The following is a 15,276-nucleotide window of genomic DNA, read 5'->3' on the forward strand; positions in this document are numbered from 1 at the left end:
GTCTGGGAGGGCCGGTGGCCGAGGGTCAGTGGGGCTTCAGCGCGTCGGGCACCTGCTGGAGGGTGTCGACGGTCCGCTCGGGCTTCGGGTTGACGCGCTTGAGCTGCTTGCGGCCCATCACGAAGGTGACCGCCGCGACGACGCCCCAGATGACCGCCACGATCAGCGCGGCCAGCCCGGCGTCCATCACGTTCTCCAGCGCCCACCACAGGGCGATGGAGAGGAACAGCAGCACCATGTAGCCGGCGAACCCGGCCGCGCCCATGAGCCCGGCACCCTTGCCGGCCTTGCTCGCCTCGGCCTTGACCTCGGCCTTGGCCAGCTCGAGCTCCTGGCGCATCAGCGTGGACAGGTCCTTGGCGACCTCGCCCATCAGCTGGCCGACCGAGGTGCCCTCGACGTCCGGGCGCCCCTGCTCGGTCAGGGGCGTGCCCATGGCGCCGCTGTGCGCGCCGTAGGCCTGCGCCTGGTCAGGGGAGACGGTGTAGTTCCCCTGGGTGTAGGTGCCCTGCGACGGGTCCTGGTAGCCCTGCGGCGACCCGACCGGCGTCGCGCCGGAGTAGGGAGACGTCATCGGTCAGACCCCCTGACCGGGCCGGCGGGTGGGGTCGTCCCACCCGGACGCCGTGGTCGGCGGGACGGCGGCGCCCTCGGGCGGCACGGTGCCGTACGGCGGGGGCGGGACCGGCGCGGTGCCCGTGGTCGGGGCGCCGCTGTAGCCCGCGGTCTCCCCGTAGCCCGTCGTCTCGGTGTACCCGGTCGTCGTGCCGGTGTGGGTCGAGTAGGCCGGCGCCGGGTCCACGTAGTTGGTCTGCGTGTAGCTCGTCGCAGCGGCCCGGTGCTGCCCCGTCGAGGTGCTGGAGTCGCTGTGCGCGGCCTTGACCCCGCTGGTCAGCCGGCCGGCGACGACGCCGGCGAGGGCGGCGCCGAGCAGGAAGGTGCCCGGCTTGCGGCGGGCGAAGGAGCGGATCTCTTCGAGCAGGTCGGCGGGCTCGCGGTTCTGCAGCCAGGTCGCGAGCTCCTCCACCTTGGCGGTGCCCTGCTCCACCAGGTCGCGGGCGGGCCCGGAGGGGGCGCCGGTGCCGTCGACCATGCCGCGCAGCTGCGAGGCGATGCCCTGCAGCCCCTCGGCGGCCTTCTGCTGCGAGGTGACCGCCTGCTGGCGCACCTGGGAGCGGCCCTGGTCCAGCAGGTTGCGGGCCTGCTGCTTGGTCTCGTACGCGACCTCCTTGGCCTGGTCGGCGGCGGTCGAGGCGACCTGGCTGCCGGCCTGGGCCGCGGTCTGGCCGACGTTGCGGGCCTCGTCCTTGGCGACGTCGGTGGTGGACGGGGAGTCCGAGCCGTACGTGGTGGTCGTGGTCCCGATGGTCGTCGTGCCGGTCGTGCTCGTCCCGGCGGTCGCGCCCGAGCCGGGCGTGGACGGGGGCGGCGGGAGCGGGGTGTCCATGGAGTGCGTCATGGTTCCTCCTCGGCGTGCGTCGTGGTCGGTGCAGGCGCTACCCAGATCGCGATCACCCACACATCCGACGGACGGTCGTCGCGGCTGAATGTGCAGGTAGTCAGGGGTGCCGGCCCGCCTGGGGGGGTGGACCGGATCGCGCGGTGCTCGACCGCCGGATGCGTCGTCGCGGGCCGGCGGAGGAGACGTGGCGCTGGCCGTCAGCTCCGGGATCCCGGGTCCCGGACTGCGCGGCCGGTCGTGCTCACCGCGTCTTGGTGGCGCCGTGTCGCAGACCGCCGGATACCCCCTGTTCGGAGCGGCGAAACGGCCGCGTCCGCCGGACGGCCGCCGCGGCGGGCGGGATCCGGACTAAGGTGAGGCAGGCCTTACCCGCGAACAGAGGAGCTCCCATGGCCGACCAGGCCCCGCGCCGCCGGCGCACCCCCCGGCTGGCCACGGTGCTGCGCACCTCGCGGCCGACCCCGCACCTGGTGCGCCTCGTGCTGGGCGGGGAGGGGCTGGCCGGCTTCGCGCCGGAGCACGCCGACAGCTACGTGAAGCTGGTCCTGCCGCCGTCCGGCGCGCCCTACGCGCCGCCGTTCGACGTCGAGGAGGTCAAGGCCGCCCACGCGGAGGAGCACTGGCCGTGCCTGCGCACGTACACGGTGCGGGCGTGGGACGCCGCGGCCGGCGAGCTCACCCTCGACGTCGTCGTCCACGGGGACGAGGGGGTGGCCGGCCCGTGGGCGGTGGCCGCCCGGCCGGGGGACCCCGTGCAGGTGCTCGGCCCCGGTGGTGCCTACAGCCCGAGCCCGGACGCTGACTGGCACCTGCTGGTCGGCGACGAGACCGCGCTGCCGGCCATCGCCGCCTCGCTGGAGCGGCTCCCCGCGGGGGCGCCGGCGAGGGCCTTCGTCGAGGTGGCCGACCCCGCCGAGGAGCAGGACCTGGTCCTCCCGCCGGGGGCGGAGCTGGTCTGGGTGCACCGCGCGGGCCAGCCGGGCACCGCGCTGGTCGCCGCCGTCCTCGCCGCGGAGCTGCCGGCCGGTTCGGTGCACGCCTTCGTGCACGGCGAGGCCGGCTTCGTGCGGGACCTGCGCCGGTTCCTCCGCGCCGAGCGGCTGGTGCCCCGCGAGCTGCTGTCGGTCTCCGGCTACTGGCGGCTGGGCCGTACCGACGAGACCTGGCGCGCGGAGAAGGCCGAGTGGAACGCGGCGGTGGAGGCCGACGACCGGGTCCTGGCGGTCTGACGGTCGCGGGAGCATCGCAGCGAGCGCCGGCGAGCGAGGAGCGGACCGGGACCGGGAGCCGCCCCGGTGACACGGCGGTCCGACCCGGTCAGCCCGTCCAGGGGAACCGGGGCGGGCGCCGCTCGGCGAACGCGGCCACGCCCTCGGCGAGCTCCCCGGCCGCGATCGTCTCGCGGTACCAGCGGCCGGCCGCGGCCCGACCGTCGCCCCCGGCGGACAGGTCGGCCACGACCTCCTTGACCGCCCGCTGGGTCAGCGCCGAGCGGGCGGCGAGCACCCCGGCGAGGGCGGACACCTCCCGCTCGAGGTCCTCGGCGGGCACCAGCCGGTCGACCAGGCCGGCGCGCAGCGCCGTCGGGGCGTCGACCAGCTCCCCGCTGAACAGCAGGTACTTGGTCATCCCGGGGCCGACCAGGTCGAGCAGCGCCTTCGTCGACTCCGGTGTGTAGACGACCCCGACCCGGGCCGGGGTCACCCCGAACACCCCGGTCGGGTCGGTGACCCGCAGGTCGCAGCAGGTGGCCAGCTCCACACCGCCGCCGATGCAGTGGCCGCGGACCATGGCGATCGTCGGCTTCGGGAACTCGCGCAGCGCCGCCTGGGCGGCGAGGTTGTCCTCCCGCAGCGCCGCCATGGGGTCGTCGGGGTCCGGGCCGCCGAGCAGGTCGGCGATGTCGGCGCCGGCGCAGAAGCTGGTCCCTTCGCCGGTCACCACCAGCACGCGCACGGCCGGGTCACCGGCCGGCCCGGCCAGCACCTCGGGCAGCGCCGCCCACATGCCGGCGGTCAGGGCGTTGCGCTTCTCGGGCCGGGCGATGGTCAGGACGGCGACGGCGCCGTCGCTCTGCACCCGCAGGCGGGCCCGCTGCTGGGTCTCCTCGCGGGCCTGCGGGTGGCAGGGGCCGGAGGGGTCCTCCGCCATCAGCCGAGGTCGTCGGTGGCGAAGGTGTCGCACTGCGCCGGGTCACCGGTCTCGTACCCGGTGGTGAACCAGCGCTGCCGCTGCTCCGACGAGCCGTGGGTGAACGCGTCCTGGTCGACGGTGCCGCCGCCCAGGTCGCGCTGGATGAAGTCGTCCCCGATGCGCGCCGCGGCGTCCAGCGCCCGGTCGACGTCGTCCTGGGTGATCTCGGCGATCAGCGGCTGGCCGGACTCGTCGGGCACCGTCTCGGCGTGGTTCGCCCAGGCTCCGGCGTAGCAGTCGGCCTGCAGCTCGAGGCGCACGGTGCCGCTGGCCGGGCCGGTCTCCCCGGGCGTCACCTGCTGGTTGGTGCCGAGCAGGTTCTGCACGTGGTGGCCGTACTCGTGGGCGATCACGTAGGCGTTGACGAACAGCCCGCCCTCGGCGCCGAACTGCTGCTGGAGCGTGTCGAAGAACGACAGGTCGATGTAGACCAGCTGGTCGCCCGGGCAGTAGAAGGGCCCCGAGCCGCTGGTGGCCCCGCCGCAGCTGGTCTGCACCGAACCGTTGAAGAACACGGTGTCGGTCGGCTGGTACCGGTCGCCGAGCACGCCGGACCAGTAGTCCTGGATCGACTCGATGTCGGCGACCACCGCGCAGTCGACCGACTCGTTGGCGTCGGCCCCGGTCCGGCACTGCTGCTCGAGCTGGCCGTTGTCGGCGGTCTGCCCCTCGCCGAGGCTGTCCAGCTGGCCCAGCGCCGCGCCGGTGCCGCCGCCGCCTCCTCCGCCGAGCACCTGGAAGAGGACGACGACGAGGAGGCCGACCAGCCCCAGCCCCCCGCCCCCGACCGCCAGCCCGCGGCCGCCGCCGAACCCGCCCCCGCCGCGGCGGTCCTGGACGCCGGACGTGTCGAGGTCGGCGCCCTCGCTGTACCTCATCGAGCACTTCCCTCCCGGTCGTGGAGCGCGCCGGGACGGTGCCCGGCTCAGCGGCGGTGCCCCGGGCGGGCCCCGGTCATGCGCGCTCGGCGGCCTCCCCGCCGGTCGGCGTCCGGCTCGGCTGCTCGGTCGGCTGGTCGCGGAGGAATAGGTACCAGTAGGACGTCGCGACGAAGACCACCGCGCCGACCAGGTTCCCGAGCCCGGCCATCAGCCAGTTGAGCAGGACGTCGCCCCAGCCGAGGTCCGGGACCCCGGCGAAGATCGCGGCCGGGAGGAAGAACATGTTGGCCACGACGTGGTCGAACCCCATCGCGACGAACGCCATGATCGGGAAGAAGATCGCCAGCACCTTGCCCGACACGGTGGAGGCCGCCAGCGACATCCACACGCCCAGGCAGACCAGCCAGTTGCACCCGACGCCGCGCAGGAACACCTGCCAGGGGGACTCGTGCAGGCCCTTGGCCTCGGCGATCGCCGCCAGCCGGTCGTGGGTCAGCGCGGCGCTGCCCGAGGCGCCGGGCGTGCCGATGACCCCGGTCTGGACGGCGAGGAAGTACGCCACGAACAGGGCGCCGAGCAGGTTGCCCAACAGCACCAGGGTGAGGTTCTTGGCGACGTCGCCGGTGCTGAGCCGGCCCTGCATCGCGCCGAGCGGGACCAGCAGCATGTTGCCGGTGGCGAGGTCGGAGCCGGCGATGAGCACCAGGACCAGGCCGAGGGTGAAGGCGGCGCCCATGAAGAGGGTGGGCAGCGTGCCCCACGTGCCGGGGTCCAGGCCGGAGGACACCGTGATCGCCACCAGCGCGCCGAAGGCGATGTAGGCACCCCCGAGGAAGGCGCTGACCAGGACGCGGTCCCACGTCCGGTGGACCTTCTTGGCTCCCGTCTCGCTGGCCACCTGAGCCATCTCGGGGGGTTGGCGGTCGGACATCGCGCCTCCACGCGGCAGCGGGCCTCGGAGTCCGGACGCTAGTGCTCGGCGGCCGCTCCGGCTCGTCGACGACGGGAGGAGGGTGACCTCCTGCAGGTGTCGATCTAGGGTCGGGCGACATCCTCGACACAGCCGGGAGAGCACATGGCCGTCTCCAACCGCGTCCGCAGCGCCCTCACCACGACGGTGCTCGCGACCGCGGCCACCGGGTTCCTCGCCGGGTGCGGGACGGACGACGACGAGCAGGAGCAGGTCGCCTACTGCACCAACGAGGACGGCGAGATCGTCGACGACGACTTCTGCGACGACGGCTACCGCGGTCCCGGCGCCGGGCTGTTCTTCCTGTACCTGGGCGGTTTCCGCCCCGGCCTGCCGCTGGGCACCGTGCTCCCCGCCGGCGGTACCCGCATCAACCCGGCCGACACCGCCGCCCGGCAGCGGGCCGGCCTGCCCGCCACCGGCAAGGTGACCGGCGGCACCCGCGTCACCGGGGGCATCGGGTCGGGCACCGGCGGACGGGTCGGGACGGCGGGCGGCTGAGGCGTCCGCGTCAGCGAGATCTGCACAGTGGCGGCCTTCAGCCGCGGCACGACCGCGAGTGTGCAGATCTCGCGGGTGGAGGAGAGGAGGTCCGGGTGAGGCGGGTCGAGGGTGGCGTGGTCCGGCCGGGGTGGGAGGCCGAGATCGAGGCCCAGGGCCTGGTCTACAACCGCACCACCACGCCCGGCGGGGAGGTCCGCAGCTACTGGCGCGAGGGCCCCTTCTACGACTTCACGATGGCCGAGGTGGAACGGCTGGAGGGCTGGGTCGCGCAGCTGTTCGAGATGTGCGTGGCCGCCGGTGACCACGTCGTCGAGCACGACCTGTTCGACCGGATGCGGATCCCGCCGGTCGCCCGGCCGGAGGTCCGCCGCACGTGGGAGGCCGAGCCGCCCAGCGTCTACGGCCGCTTCGACCTGCGCTACGACGGGCAGGGCCCGCCCAAGCTGCTGGAGTTCAACGCCGACACCCCGACCGGCCTGGTCGAGTCCGCCGTCACCCAGTGGAACTGGCACCTGTTCACCGGCCAGGGCACCGACCAGTGGAACGCCCTGCACGACCGGCTGGTCGCCGCGTGGCAGCGCAACCTCACCCGCTGGGAGCGGCGGACCGGTGTGCGTCCCCGGGTGCACCTGGCCTGGACGTCGGAGGAGACCTCCGGCGAGGACCGGATGACCGTCGCCTACCTGATGGACACCGTCGTGCAGGCCGGGTACGAGGCGATCGAGCTGGTCGTCGAGGACATCGCGCTCGACGACGGGGACGGCCGCTTCTACGACCCGCAGGGCCGCCACCTCGACGTCGTCTTCAAGCTCTACCCCTGGGAGTGGCTGATCGAGGACGAGTTCGGCGAGGCCGTCCTCGCCGACGCCGCCCGGCCCGGCGGGACCACCTGGGTGGAGCCGACCTACAAGATGCTGTGGAGCACCAAGGCGCTGCTGCCGGTGCTCTGGCAGCTGTTCGGCGGCGACGCCGAGCTCTCGCAGCTGCTGCTGCCGGCCTACTTCGCCGACGAGATGCCCTCGTCCTGGCGGGACTACGTCCGCAAGCCGCTGTGGGGCCGGGAGGGGGCCAACGTCTCGATCGTGCGCGGCGGGCAGGTCCAGGTCGCCCAGCCGGGCCGCTACGGCACCGAGGGGTGGGTGGTCCAGGAGTTCGCCCCGCTGCCCGACTTCCCGGGCGCCGACGGCCCGCACCACCCGGTGCTGGGTGCCTGGGTGGTCGACGGGGAGCCGGCCGGCCTGGGCATCCGGGAGAGCGACGGGCTGATCACCGACAACCTCAGCTGGTTCGTCCCGCACACCATCGACTTCCGGGCTCCCCAGGCCGGCGGGCGGCGGCCGACCTAGGGTCCGGGACATGCCGCTGGAGGGTGAGTACGAGCCGAGCACGCAGCAGTGGGTCCGCGACCAGGTGGAGCGCTACGAGGCCACGGGCGGGCGCGAGGCCAACACGCTGCGGGACACCGGGATCCCGATCGCCATCTTCTGGACCCGCGGTGCGAAGACCGGGAAGGTGCGCAAGAACGGGCTCATGCGGGTCGAGCACGAGGGTGCCTACGCGATGGTCGGCTCCGTCGGCGGTGCGCCCAAGGACCCGGCGTGGGTGGCCAACGTGCGCCGGTACCCGGACCAGGTGACCGTCCAGGACGGCCCGGAGCCGTGGGACGGCGTCGCCCGCGAGGTCACCGGCGAGGAGAAGGCGCAGTGGTGGGAGCGGGCCGTCGCGGTCTACCCCGAGTACGCCGTCTACCAGCAGCGGACCGACCGGGAGATCCCGGTGTTCGTCGTCGAGCGGCGCCCTGGTGATCGCGAGTAGGTGAGGCTGCCCTAAGTTGTCGTCCCGGGAGCCGGAGGGGCCGGCGGACCGGGAGGACGACTGTGCAGGGGATCGGACGGGTCCGCGGGGGAGTGCTGGCGGTGGCGGCGGGGCTCGTGCTGGCGGGCTGCGGCGGCGAGGAGGCGGCGACGGAGGCCGCGCCGGCCGCGCAGACCCGCACCGTGGAGCACGCGCTGGGCACGACCGAGATCGAGGGCGCGCCCGAGCGGGTCGTCGTCCTCGACACCGGCGAGCTGGACGCCGTGCTGGCGCTCGGCGTGACCCCGGTCGGCGCGGTGCGCACCGACGTCAGCGACGAGCTGCCGGCCTACATCGAGGACGCCGGCGCCGACCCGGCCGACATCGCGAACGTCGGCACGATCGCCGAGCCGGACCTGGAGGCGATCGCCGCACTCGATCCGGACCTCATCCTGTCCAACGCCGTCCGGCACACCGACGTGTACGACCAGCTCTCGGCGATCGCGCCGACCGTGTTCGCCGAGTCGATCGGCGAGAGCTGGCAGGAGAACCTGCGCCTGGCCGGCGAGGCCCTCGACCGCTCCGAGGAGGCCGAGCGCCTGCTCGACGAGCACGCGGCCCGGGCCGCGGAGGTGGGCGCGCTGTTCGGGGACCCGGCGGGCACCGAGGTGAGCGTGGTCCGCTTCCTCGACGGCACCGCCGTCCGGCTCTACGGGGAGGGCTCCTTCATCGGGTCGGTGCTCGCCGACGTCGGCTTCGCCCGCCCCGAGCAGCAGCGGACGGCGGAGACCTTCGTCGAGGTCAGCCCCGAGGAGATCGCCGCGGCCGACGCGGACCTGGTGCTCTCCGCCGCCTACGGGGAGGACGGCCGCACCGCCGCCGCGCAGGTCACCGCCGGCGGTCTCTGGCAGGGCATGTCGGCGGTGCAGCAGGGCCGGGCCTTCGAGGTGGACGACGACCGCTGGTTCCTGGCGATCGGGCCGATCGGTGCCCGGCTGGTGCTCGACGACCTGGAGCAGATCGCGGGCCGGCTGCAGTCCTGACCCCGGTCAGGCCAGCTCGTCGGTGATCCGGCGGGCCAGCGAGCCGCCCAGCTGCGCGTCGCCGCGGGCGCGGGCGCCGAGCAGTCCCCACCCGAGGTCGGCGACCCAGCGCGACCGCGAGGTCCAGGCGGTCCCCGCCGGGGTGGGCAGCAGCTCGGCGCGCGCGGCGGTGGCCACCTCGTTGAGGTGGACCAGCGTGTCGTGCAGCCGGCGGTCGGCCGCCGTGCCCGGATCGGCCGCGGCGGCGGAGACCGCGGCATCGGCGGTGGCGCGGACCGCGCCCGGGAGTCGGCGGCTGGCGGCGCGCGGCAGCAGGGACAGCCCGACGGCGAGGGCGAGGACGATGCCGACCGCCGTCTCGGCCAGCCGCTCGCCGATCAGGTCGGCCCCCGACCGCCCGGGCAGGCCGATGTGCACCAGCAGCAGCACCAGCGGGGTGATGGAGGAGACCGCCAGCACGTACTGGTGCGCGATGAGCAGCTCGACGCCCAGCTGCAGGACGCCGACCAGGGCGATCTCCACGCCGACCGGCAGGTCCAGCCAGATGAGCAGGCCCGCGACGAGGACGCCGAGCACCGTGCCGGTCGCCCGGTGCAGCCCGCGCGCCCGGGTGGCCCGCGCGTCGGTGCCCAGCTGGACGCCGACCGCGGTCGTCACCGCCCAGTACGGGCTCTGCAGGCCCAACGCCGTGGCGACCAGCCCGGCCGCGGCGGCGCCCACCCCGATGCGCAGCGCCGTCGCCGCCCACGGGGAGTGCCACCAGCGGTGGTCGGGCACCTCGGCCTCCGGCAGGGGAACGGGGTCGGGCCGGCTCTCGGGGAGGGCCCGCATGAACCGCTGCTCGACCTCGTCGAGGCGCCGGCGCAGCGTGCCGTCGTCCCGCCTGCTGCCGCTGCCGACAGCGGCCTCGGCCACGCGGACGGCGCGGGCGACCGTGCCGGGCCGCTGGGTGCCCGGCTCGCCGCGCTCGACCACCCCGACCGCCGCCTCGGCGGCGGCCAGCGCCCGCCGCTCCGGCCCGGTGGGGTCCCACAGCCACGGCAGCATGCAGCCGGCCCAGGCCAGCCCCGCACCCCCGGCCGCGGCGAGGGCGTGCAGGCCCAGGTCGGCCGGGGTGGTGCCCAGCGCGCTCGACCCGCCCGCCACCAGGACGACGCCCAGCGGCCCGGGCGGGCCGACCCGCCACAGCACGGTGACCGCGGCCGCCGCCGCGGCGAGCGCGCCGAGCAGCAGGGAGAGGGCGACCGGGTGCCCGCCGGCCAGGGCGCCGAGCGCGCTCGCCACGGTGGACGACACGGCGACCGCCGCGACCACCACCGCCCGGCGCCGGTAGGGCAGGGCGTGCCCGTAGACGGCGGTCAGGGCGGCGAGTGCCGCGGCGGAGCCGAGGTCGGCCCGGCCCGCGCCGACCCCGAGGGCGAGCGGCACGGTCATGCAGACCGCGGCCGTGACCCCCCGCCGGCCGCCGGACTGCCACAGCGCGGACAGCCCCGGCAGCGGTGGGCCGACGAGGTGCGGGCGCACCCGTCGCGCGCGGGAGGGGGCAGCGGACACGACCCTCATCCTCACCGCTGGGCAGGCCGCGCACCGCGCGGCGGCGCAGTGATCCCGGTCCCTGGTCCCTGGTCCCTGGTCCCTGGTCCCTGGTCGGCGTCTCCCGGGCCGAGGACCATCGCGGTCACGACCACCGACCGGCTGCTGCGCGCCGCGCTGTTCCTCAAGGGACTCGACGGCGCGGTCGAGCTGCTCGCGGGCGTCGCGCTCGCCGTCGCGGGGCCGCAGGCGCTCGCCGGGCTGACCCGCCGGGTGGTCGAGCACCACCTGCTCGGCAGTCCCCGCGGTGAGCTGGCCGAGCGGTTCGCCGCGGGGGAGGCCGTGCTGGCCGGCGGCGACCGGACGTTCGCGATCGTCTACCTCACCCTGCACGGCCTGGTGAAGCTCGGCCTGGTCGTCGCCCTGCTGCGCGAGGTCCGGCCCGCCTACCCGGTCGCGGTCGCCGTCCTCGGGGTCTTCGTCGGCTACGAGCTGCTGCGGGCGCTGCGCACCGGGTCGGTGCTGCTGGGGGTCGCCGCCGCGCTCGACCTCCTGATCGCCGTCCTCGTTGTACGGGAGTACCGGCGGCTGCCCCGGACCCGGCGCCCGCGCCCACCCGGTCGGCCCGATCGCGGGCGTGTCAGGGCAGCGCCGCCGCGACGGCGGGGAGGGCCGCCGCCACCTCCTCCGGGAAGGCGGTGAACGGCGTCGCGCCGACCGTCCGCCGCGCGCCCTTCCCCTCCCACCGCCACGTCCCGAGCACCCGCCCGCCGTGGACGACGGTCGGCCGGAAGACGCCGTTGTTGCCGGGGACGATGCGGTCGGCGAACTCGGGCGGGACGGCGCAGCTGCGGTCGGCGTAGCCGAGGACGAACTCGTCGAACCCGGGCAGCAGGAACAGCCCGGCGGCCTCGGCGCGGTGCTCGGCGAGCAGGTCGGGCGTCTGCGGCGCCATCAGGTACTCGCGGCCGTCGACCTCCACCGCGGCCAGCTGCTCCCGGACGGCGGCCACCCCGGCGCGGACGGCGGTCACCGGCAGCCCCGCCCACCGCGCGAGGTCGGCGACGGTCGCCGGGCCGTGGCCGGTGAGGTAGCCCAGCGCCAGCTCGGCGAGGGCCTCGTCGCGGGCGAGCCGCCGCGGCGCGCGCACCCACTCGTCGAGGAGGACGAACAGCTGGTCGCCGTCCCGCACCGGACCGAGGCAGAGGGTCCCGGTCTGCGCCAGGTACCAGAGCAGGTGGTAGCCGCGCTGCCCGGTGGTGGCCACCCCGCCCTGGGCGACGGCGGCCAACAGCTCCCTGCGGCCGCAGCGCCGGCCGCCGCTCAGGACGGCGGTGACCAGCTCGCGGGCCCGCTCGACCTCCGCCTCGGTCAGCCCCAGGCCGGCCCGCCGCTGCGCCGCGCCGGCCAGGACCCGCGGCCCGAGCAGCTCCAGCATCCACGGCAGGTCCTCGGCGAGCAGCAGGTGGAGGGTGCCGCGCATCGGCCACGACCGGACGACCTCCCCGGCGTCGAGCGCCGCCTCCACCCCGGCCCGCGACCGCTCCGCCGTCCGCAGGGCCACCGAGGTCAGCGCGCCGGGGAACTCCTGCGCCTGCAGGCAGGTCAGCCGGCGCACCGCCTCGGCCGCCGTGGCCGGCCGGGGCCCGGCGATCCGCTGGGCCACCAGCCGCAGCAGGGCCAGCTCGCGTGCCGTCGTCATGGCCGGAGCCTGGCAGGCCGGTCCGACGATCGGGGCTCAGCGCCGCAGCCGGAGGTGGACCATGTCCTCGGCGTCGGGCTCGGTGGTGAGCGGCTCGAACCCGGCCGCGGCGGCGGCGCGCAGGCTCGCGGTGTTGTCCGGCTCGATGCCGAGCACGAACTGCTCGACGTCGGCGGTCTCCGGCGCCTCGACCAGGGCGCGCAGGACCGCCCGCCCGTACCCCCGACCCCAGCGGTCCGGGTCCACGACGTAGGCGGCGCCCATCGTCCGGAGGGGGTCGGTGGAGAGGACGCGCTCCCGCACCGGGTCCCACGTCGTCCACCGGTCGTAGACGTCACCGCCGATCTGGGCCACCGGCCGGCCGTCGGCGTCGAGCAGGACGAAGGTGTGCGCCCGCAGCACCCGGCGCCCGCGGAACTCCTCGGTCCAGGTCGTCGTGCGCAGCGCGAGTTCGCGCTCCGGCCACTCCCGTCCGCCGAGTCGCCGCTGGACCTCGGGGGAGTCGAACCACGGCAGGACGGCGAGCAGGTGCTCCGGCTCGAAGGGGACCAGGCGGACCGGGTGCTCGGGGCGCACCCGGCCACGATGCCGCCGGGAGGGAGGGCGCGCACGCCGGCGGGCCGGACGCCCCGCGCGGGACGTCCGGACCGCCGGATCGCGGCTACCGCCGGACCGGGTCCCGCCAGAGCCGGCCGCGACCGGCGGCCAGCAGCAGCCCGGCTGCCACCAGGAGGCCGGCCGAGGCCGTCAGCGGCCCGCCGACCGCCGCCGTGGTGGAGGCCGGCCGCGTGGCCGCCGCCGGGGCCGAGCCGGTGCCGCAGGCGTCCGCGGTCGCCGGACCGGCGCGGCCCGGGTCGCTGCCGGGGGCGCCACCGGCGGAGGGGCCGCCGGGAGCCGGACCGGTGCGCGGGGAGGTGCCGCCCCCGGCCGTGCCCGGGACCCGGCCGGTGCCGGCGCAGTCGCCGTCGGTGCCGCCGGTGGAGGTGCCGCCGGTGGAGGTGTCGCCGGTGCCGGATCCGCTGGCGCCGGTCCCGTCGTCGCCGGTCCCGGGAGCGCCCGAGTCGGGTGCCGGCCCGTCCGCGTTCCCGGTCCCGGGGCCGTCGCCCTGGCCGCTCCCGCTCCCGCTCCCGGTCCCGGTCCCGGGGCCGGAGCCGTCGCCCTGGCCGGAGCCGTCGCCCCGGCCGCTCCCGCTCCCGGTCCCCGAGCCGATGCCGTCGCCCTGGCCGGTGCCGTGCCCGTCGTCGCTGTCCGCGCCGTCCGCACCGCCCCACAGGCCCGGGAGGCCGATCGGCAGGGTGACCCGGACCAGCAGGTCGCTGCCGGTACCTGCGCCGCCCCCGTCCACCGGCACGGCGACCACGGTCCCGTCGTCGCCCAGCAGGCCGCCGAGGTCCACCTCGATGGAGTCCCCGGACAGCGGACCGTCGTCCTCGGTCCCCGGGACGGGCAGCCCCACCGTGGTCGGGCGGTCCCCGTCGACGGAGACCGGCACCTCGAGCACCGGATCCCGGCCGGTCGCCGGGTCGTCGTCGCCGACGGACACCGCGTCCTCGAGGTCCAGGAGCACGCCGGACCCGCCCGGGCCCGGCACGACCGGGTCGGTCAGGTCGACGTCGACCGCAGTGCCGGTGCTCGGGTCGCCGTCCAGGACGTCGCCGAGGTCCCCGGTCGCGACCGGCACGGTCACGGTGGTGCCGGCGGTCCCGCCGCCGGAGGTGCCGACCGGGACGGTGACGGCCAGGCCGTCGGTCGGGTCGGGCGGGGCGTCGTCGTCCTCGGTGACGCGCACCGGGGCGCTCAGCCCCCCGCTCCCGGCGTCGCCGAGGACGGTCGTCCCCGGCGACGTGTTGGTGTCGACGGGGAGCACGAGGCCGTCGCCGGCCCCGTCCCCGACGGTGAGGTCCTCGCCGGTCCCGGTGACGACCGGGGTGTGGAGGACCGCGCCGTCCTCCACCGGGACGGTCGCGGTCACCCCCAGCACGTTGGCGGTGACGTCGTTCTCGTCGGCTGCGGCGACGCCCGCTCCGGCGGCCAGGAGGCCACCGGTGAGCAGGGCGGTCCGCAGGCCGCGCTGCACCCATGTGTTCATCGCTGTCTCTCTCTCCGGGTCTGAGTGGACCGGCCCCGGCCGGGACCGGTGACGTGCCGTGCCGGCTGTGCGGGCCGGCCCGGGGCACTCAGTCGGGGGAGGAGGACGGGTCGGAGGCGAGGTCGGCGGTCGCGTCCCGGGCGTCGGCCCACCGGGCCCTCGACGCGGCCAGGACGGCGCCCGGCACGCCGGCGGCCGGGAGGGCGCTGCCGGCGTCCGGAGCGGAGCCGGCCGAGCCGGCCGCAGGCGGCGGGGGCGGGGTGCTGCCCGCCCACGGTGCGGACGGGGCGGCCGGTGGGGTGCCCGGCGACGGGGTCGGCGCGGCGTCGGAGAGCGGGCGGTCCGGAGCCGTGGCGGGCACCGGGGCCGACGCCGGGCCGGCGCCGGGTGTCCCGTCCGCGACGACCGGGAGGTCGGCTCGGGGTGCACCCGGCTCGGCGGCGGGGGGAGCGGGTGGCACGGCGGCGGGCGGAGCTGCCGCGGCACGGGGCTCGGCGTCCGGGAGAGGAGCCGGTGCAGCGCCGGCGTCCGTGGGTCGCTCGAGGCCGCCGGTGCCCGGCGGGGTCAGGGCCGGGACGACGGCCTCGAGCGACGGCTGGAGCGGACCGGTCACCGGCTCGACGACCGCCGTGCCCGACCGGACGACCTGCGGGACCGCGGCCGTCAGCGGAGCGACCACGGGCTCGACGGCGGCGCGCACGGCCTCGGTCACGGGGGCGACGACCGGCAGGTCGGGCACCAGGGACGAGACGGTGTCCACCGGAGCCGTCACGACCTCGGGGACCGCGACCTGCAGCGCCCGGGGGACGCCGCCTCGGGACTCGACGAGTCCGGAGACCGCCGAGGGGACGGCGAGGGGGGAGCGGGCGTCGTCGGCCGAGGCGGACGACGTCCCGAGCAGCCAGAGGCCCAGGCCCAGCCCCCCGAGGAGCGCCGCCCGGCCGAGCACCCGGCGCCGACGACCGGCGCGGGGGAGGGCAGGCGTCGCGTCGGACATCGCGCCCCTCCACCCCTCGTGGTCGGTCGGTCACCTGAGGTTAGGAAGGGAGGTGCCCGGCCCGCGCGCCGAGAGCCGTCCCCTCTTCGGGTGGCTCTCGGGCGGCCC

General features: G+C 76.5%; 16 protein-coding genes. 6 read left to right on the top strand and 10 right to left on the bottom strand.

The features are described 5' to 3' along the window. Positions 1-25: 25 nt before the first annotated feature. On the bottom strand, positions 26-574 hold the full coding sequence (locus tag ACI79I_RS00315) for a phage holin family protein (RefSeq protein WP_456989894.1): 549 nt from the start codon (positions 572-574) through the stop codon (positions 26-28). Between the two features lie 3 nt (positions 575-577). Next, positions 578-1,459: a hypothetical protein gene (locus ACI79I_RS00320; protein WP_456989896.1), complete on the bottom strand. Its 882-nt coding sequence runs from the start codon at positions 1,457-1,459 to the stop codon at positions 578-580. Positions 1,460-1,851: 392 nt separating this feature from the next. Between ACI79I_RS00320 and ACI79I_RS00325 the strand changes: the two genes are divergently transcribed. After that, a complete protein-coding gene (locus ACI79I_RS00325) occupies positions 1,852-2,691 on the top strand; it encodes a siderophore-interacting protein (RefSeq protein ID WP_456989898.1) in 840 nt (279 codons plus the stop codon). An 88-nt stretch (positions 2,692-2,779) separates the two neighbouring features. On the opposite strand, the gene ACI79I_RS00330 is transcribed toward ACI79I_RS00325, so the two are convergent. The 3 genes from ACI79I_RS00330 to ACI79I_RS00340 form a co-directional block, all read right to left on the bottom strand. Further along, positions 2,780-3,613, bottom strand: coding sequence for an enoyl-CoA hydratase/isomerase family protein (locus ACI79I_RS00330; RefSeq protein WP_456989900.1), 834 nt, complete (start codon positions 3,611-3,613; stop codon positions 2,780-2,782). Continuing rightward, positions 3,613-4,533, bottom strand: a complete 921-nt coding sequence (gene ypfJ, locus ACI79I_RS00335; RefSeq protein ID WP_456989902.1) for a KPN_02809 family neutral zinc metallopeptidase — start codon at positions 4,531-4,533, stop codon at positions 3,613-3,615. The genes ACI79I_RS00330 and ypfJ overlap by 1 nt, the downstream gene beginning before the upstream one ends. A 76-nt stretch (positions 4,534-4,609) precedes the next feature. Next, positions 4,610-5,467 (bottom strand): formate/nitrite transporter family protein, encoded by an 858-nt coding sequence (locus ACI79I_RS00340; RefSeq protein ID WP_456989904.1) that lies wholly within the window; start codon positions 5,465-5,467, stop codon positions 4,610-4,612. Positions 5,468-5,611: 144 nt separating this feature from the next. Between ACI79I_RS00340 and ACI79I_RS00345 the strand changes: the two genes are divergently transcribed. The 4 genes from ACI79I_RS00345 (at position 5,612) to ACI79I_RS00360 (ending at position 8,847) form a co-directional block, all read left to right on the top strand. Then, entirely contained in the window at positions 5,612-6,007 is a 396-nt protein-coding gene (locus ACI79I_RS00345) for a hypothetical protein (protein WP_456989906.1), read from the top strand. Between the two features lie 95 nt (positions 6,008-6,102). Beyond that, complete coding sequence (locus tag ACI79I_RS00350; protein WP_456989908.1) at positions 6,103-7,356, top strand: glutathionylspermidine synthase family protein; 1,254 nt, start codon at positions 6,103-6,105, stop codon at positions 7,354-7,356. A gap of 10 nt (positions 7,357-7,366) precedes the next feature. Further along, a complete protein-coding gene (locus ACI79I_RS00355) occupies positions 7,367-7,825 on the top strand; it encodes a nitroreductase family deazaflavin-dependent oxidoreductase (protein ID WP_456989910.1) in 459 nt (152 codons plus the stop codon). A 101-nt stretch (positions 7,826-7,926) separates the two neighbouring features. Continuing rightward, complete coding sequence (locus ACI79I_RS00360; protein ID WP_456989912.1) at positions 7,927-8,847, top strand: ABC transporter substrate-binding protein; 921 nt, start codon at positions 7,927-7,929, stop codon at positions 8,845-8,847. Positions 8,848-8,853: 6 nt separating this feature from the next. Here the strand turns inward: ACI79I_RS00360 and ACI79I_RS00365 are convergent, their stop codons facing one another. After that, complete coding sequence (locus tag ACI79I_RS00365; protein ID WP_456989914.1) at positions 8,854-10,401, bottom strand: FUSC family protein; 1,548 nt, start codon at positions 10,399-10,401, stop codon at positions 8,854-8,856. A 48-nt stretch (positions 10,402-10,449) separates the two neighbouring features. Here ACI79I_RS00365 and ACI79I_RS00370 point away from each other — a divergent pair, with 48 nt between their 5' ends. Beyond that, positions 10,450-11,082: a DUF2127 domain-containing protein gene (locus ACI79I_RS00370; protein WP_456989916.1), complete on the top strand. Its 633-nt coding sequence runs from the start codon at positions 10,450-10,452 to the stop codon at positions 11,080-11,082. Here ACI79I_RS00370 and ACI79I_RS00375 read toward each other — a convergent pair. The 4 genes from ACI79I_RS00375 to ACI79I_RS00390 all read right to left on the bottom strand — a co-directional run bounded on the left by ACI79I_RS00375 (position 11,021) and on the right by ACI79I_RS00390 (position 15,168). Beyond that, on the bottom strand, positions 11,021-12,082 hold the full coding sequence (locus ACI79I_RS00375) for a winged helix DNA-binding domain-containing protein (RefSeq protein WP_456989918.1): 1,062 nt from the start codon (positions 12,080-12,082) through the stop codon (positions 11,021-11,023). The two genes, ACI79I_RS00370 and ACI79I_RS00375, sit on opposite strands and share 62 nt — an antisense overlap. A 36-nt stretch (positions 12,083-12,118) precedes the next feature. Continuing rightward, the gene (locus ACI79I_RS00380; protein WP_456989920.1) at positions 12,119-12,658 is read right to left on the bottom strand and encodes a GNAT family N-acetyltransferase; all 540 of its coding nucleotides are present in this window, start codon (positions 12,656-12,658) and stop codon (positions 12,119-12,121) included. 85 nt (positions 12,659-12,743) lie between these two features. Further along, on the bottom strand, positions 12,744-14,171 hold the full coding sequence (locus tag ACI79I_RS00385) for a hypothetical protein (RefSeq protein WP_456989922.1): 1,428 nt from the start codon (positions 14,169-14,171) through the stop codon (positions 12,744-12,746). 88 nt (positions 14,172-14,259) lie between these two features. After that, positions 14,260-15,168: a hypothetical protein gene (locus tag ACI79I_RS00390; protein ID WP_456989924.1), complete on the bottom strand. Its 909-nt coding sequence runs from the start codon at positions 15,166-15,168 to the stop codon at positions 14,260-14,262. Positions 15,169-15,276 lie beyond the last annotated feature (108 nt).

The organism is Geodermatophilus sp. SYSU D01105, from assembly GCF_054050095.1.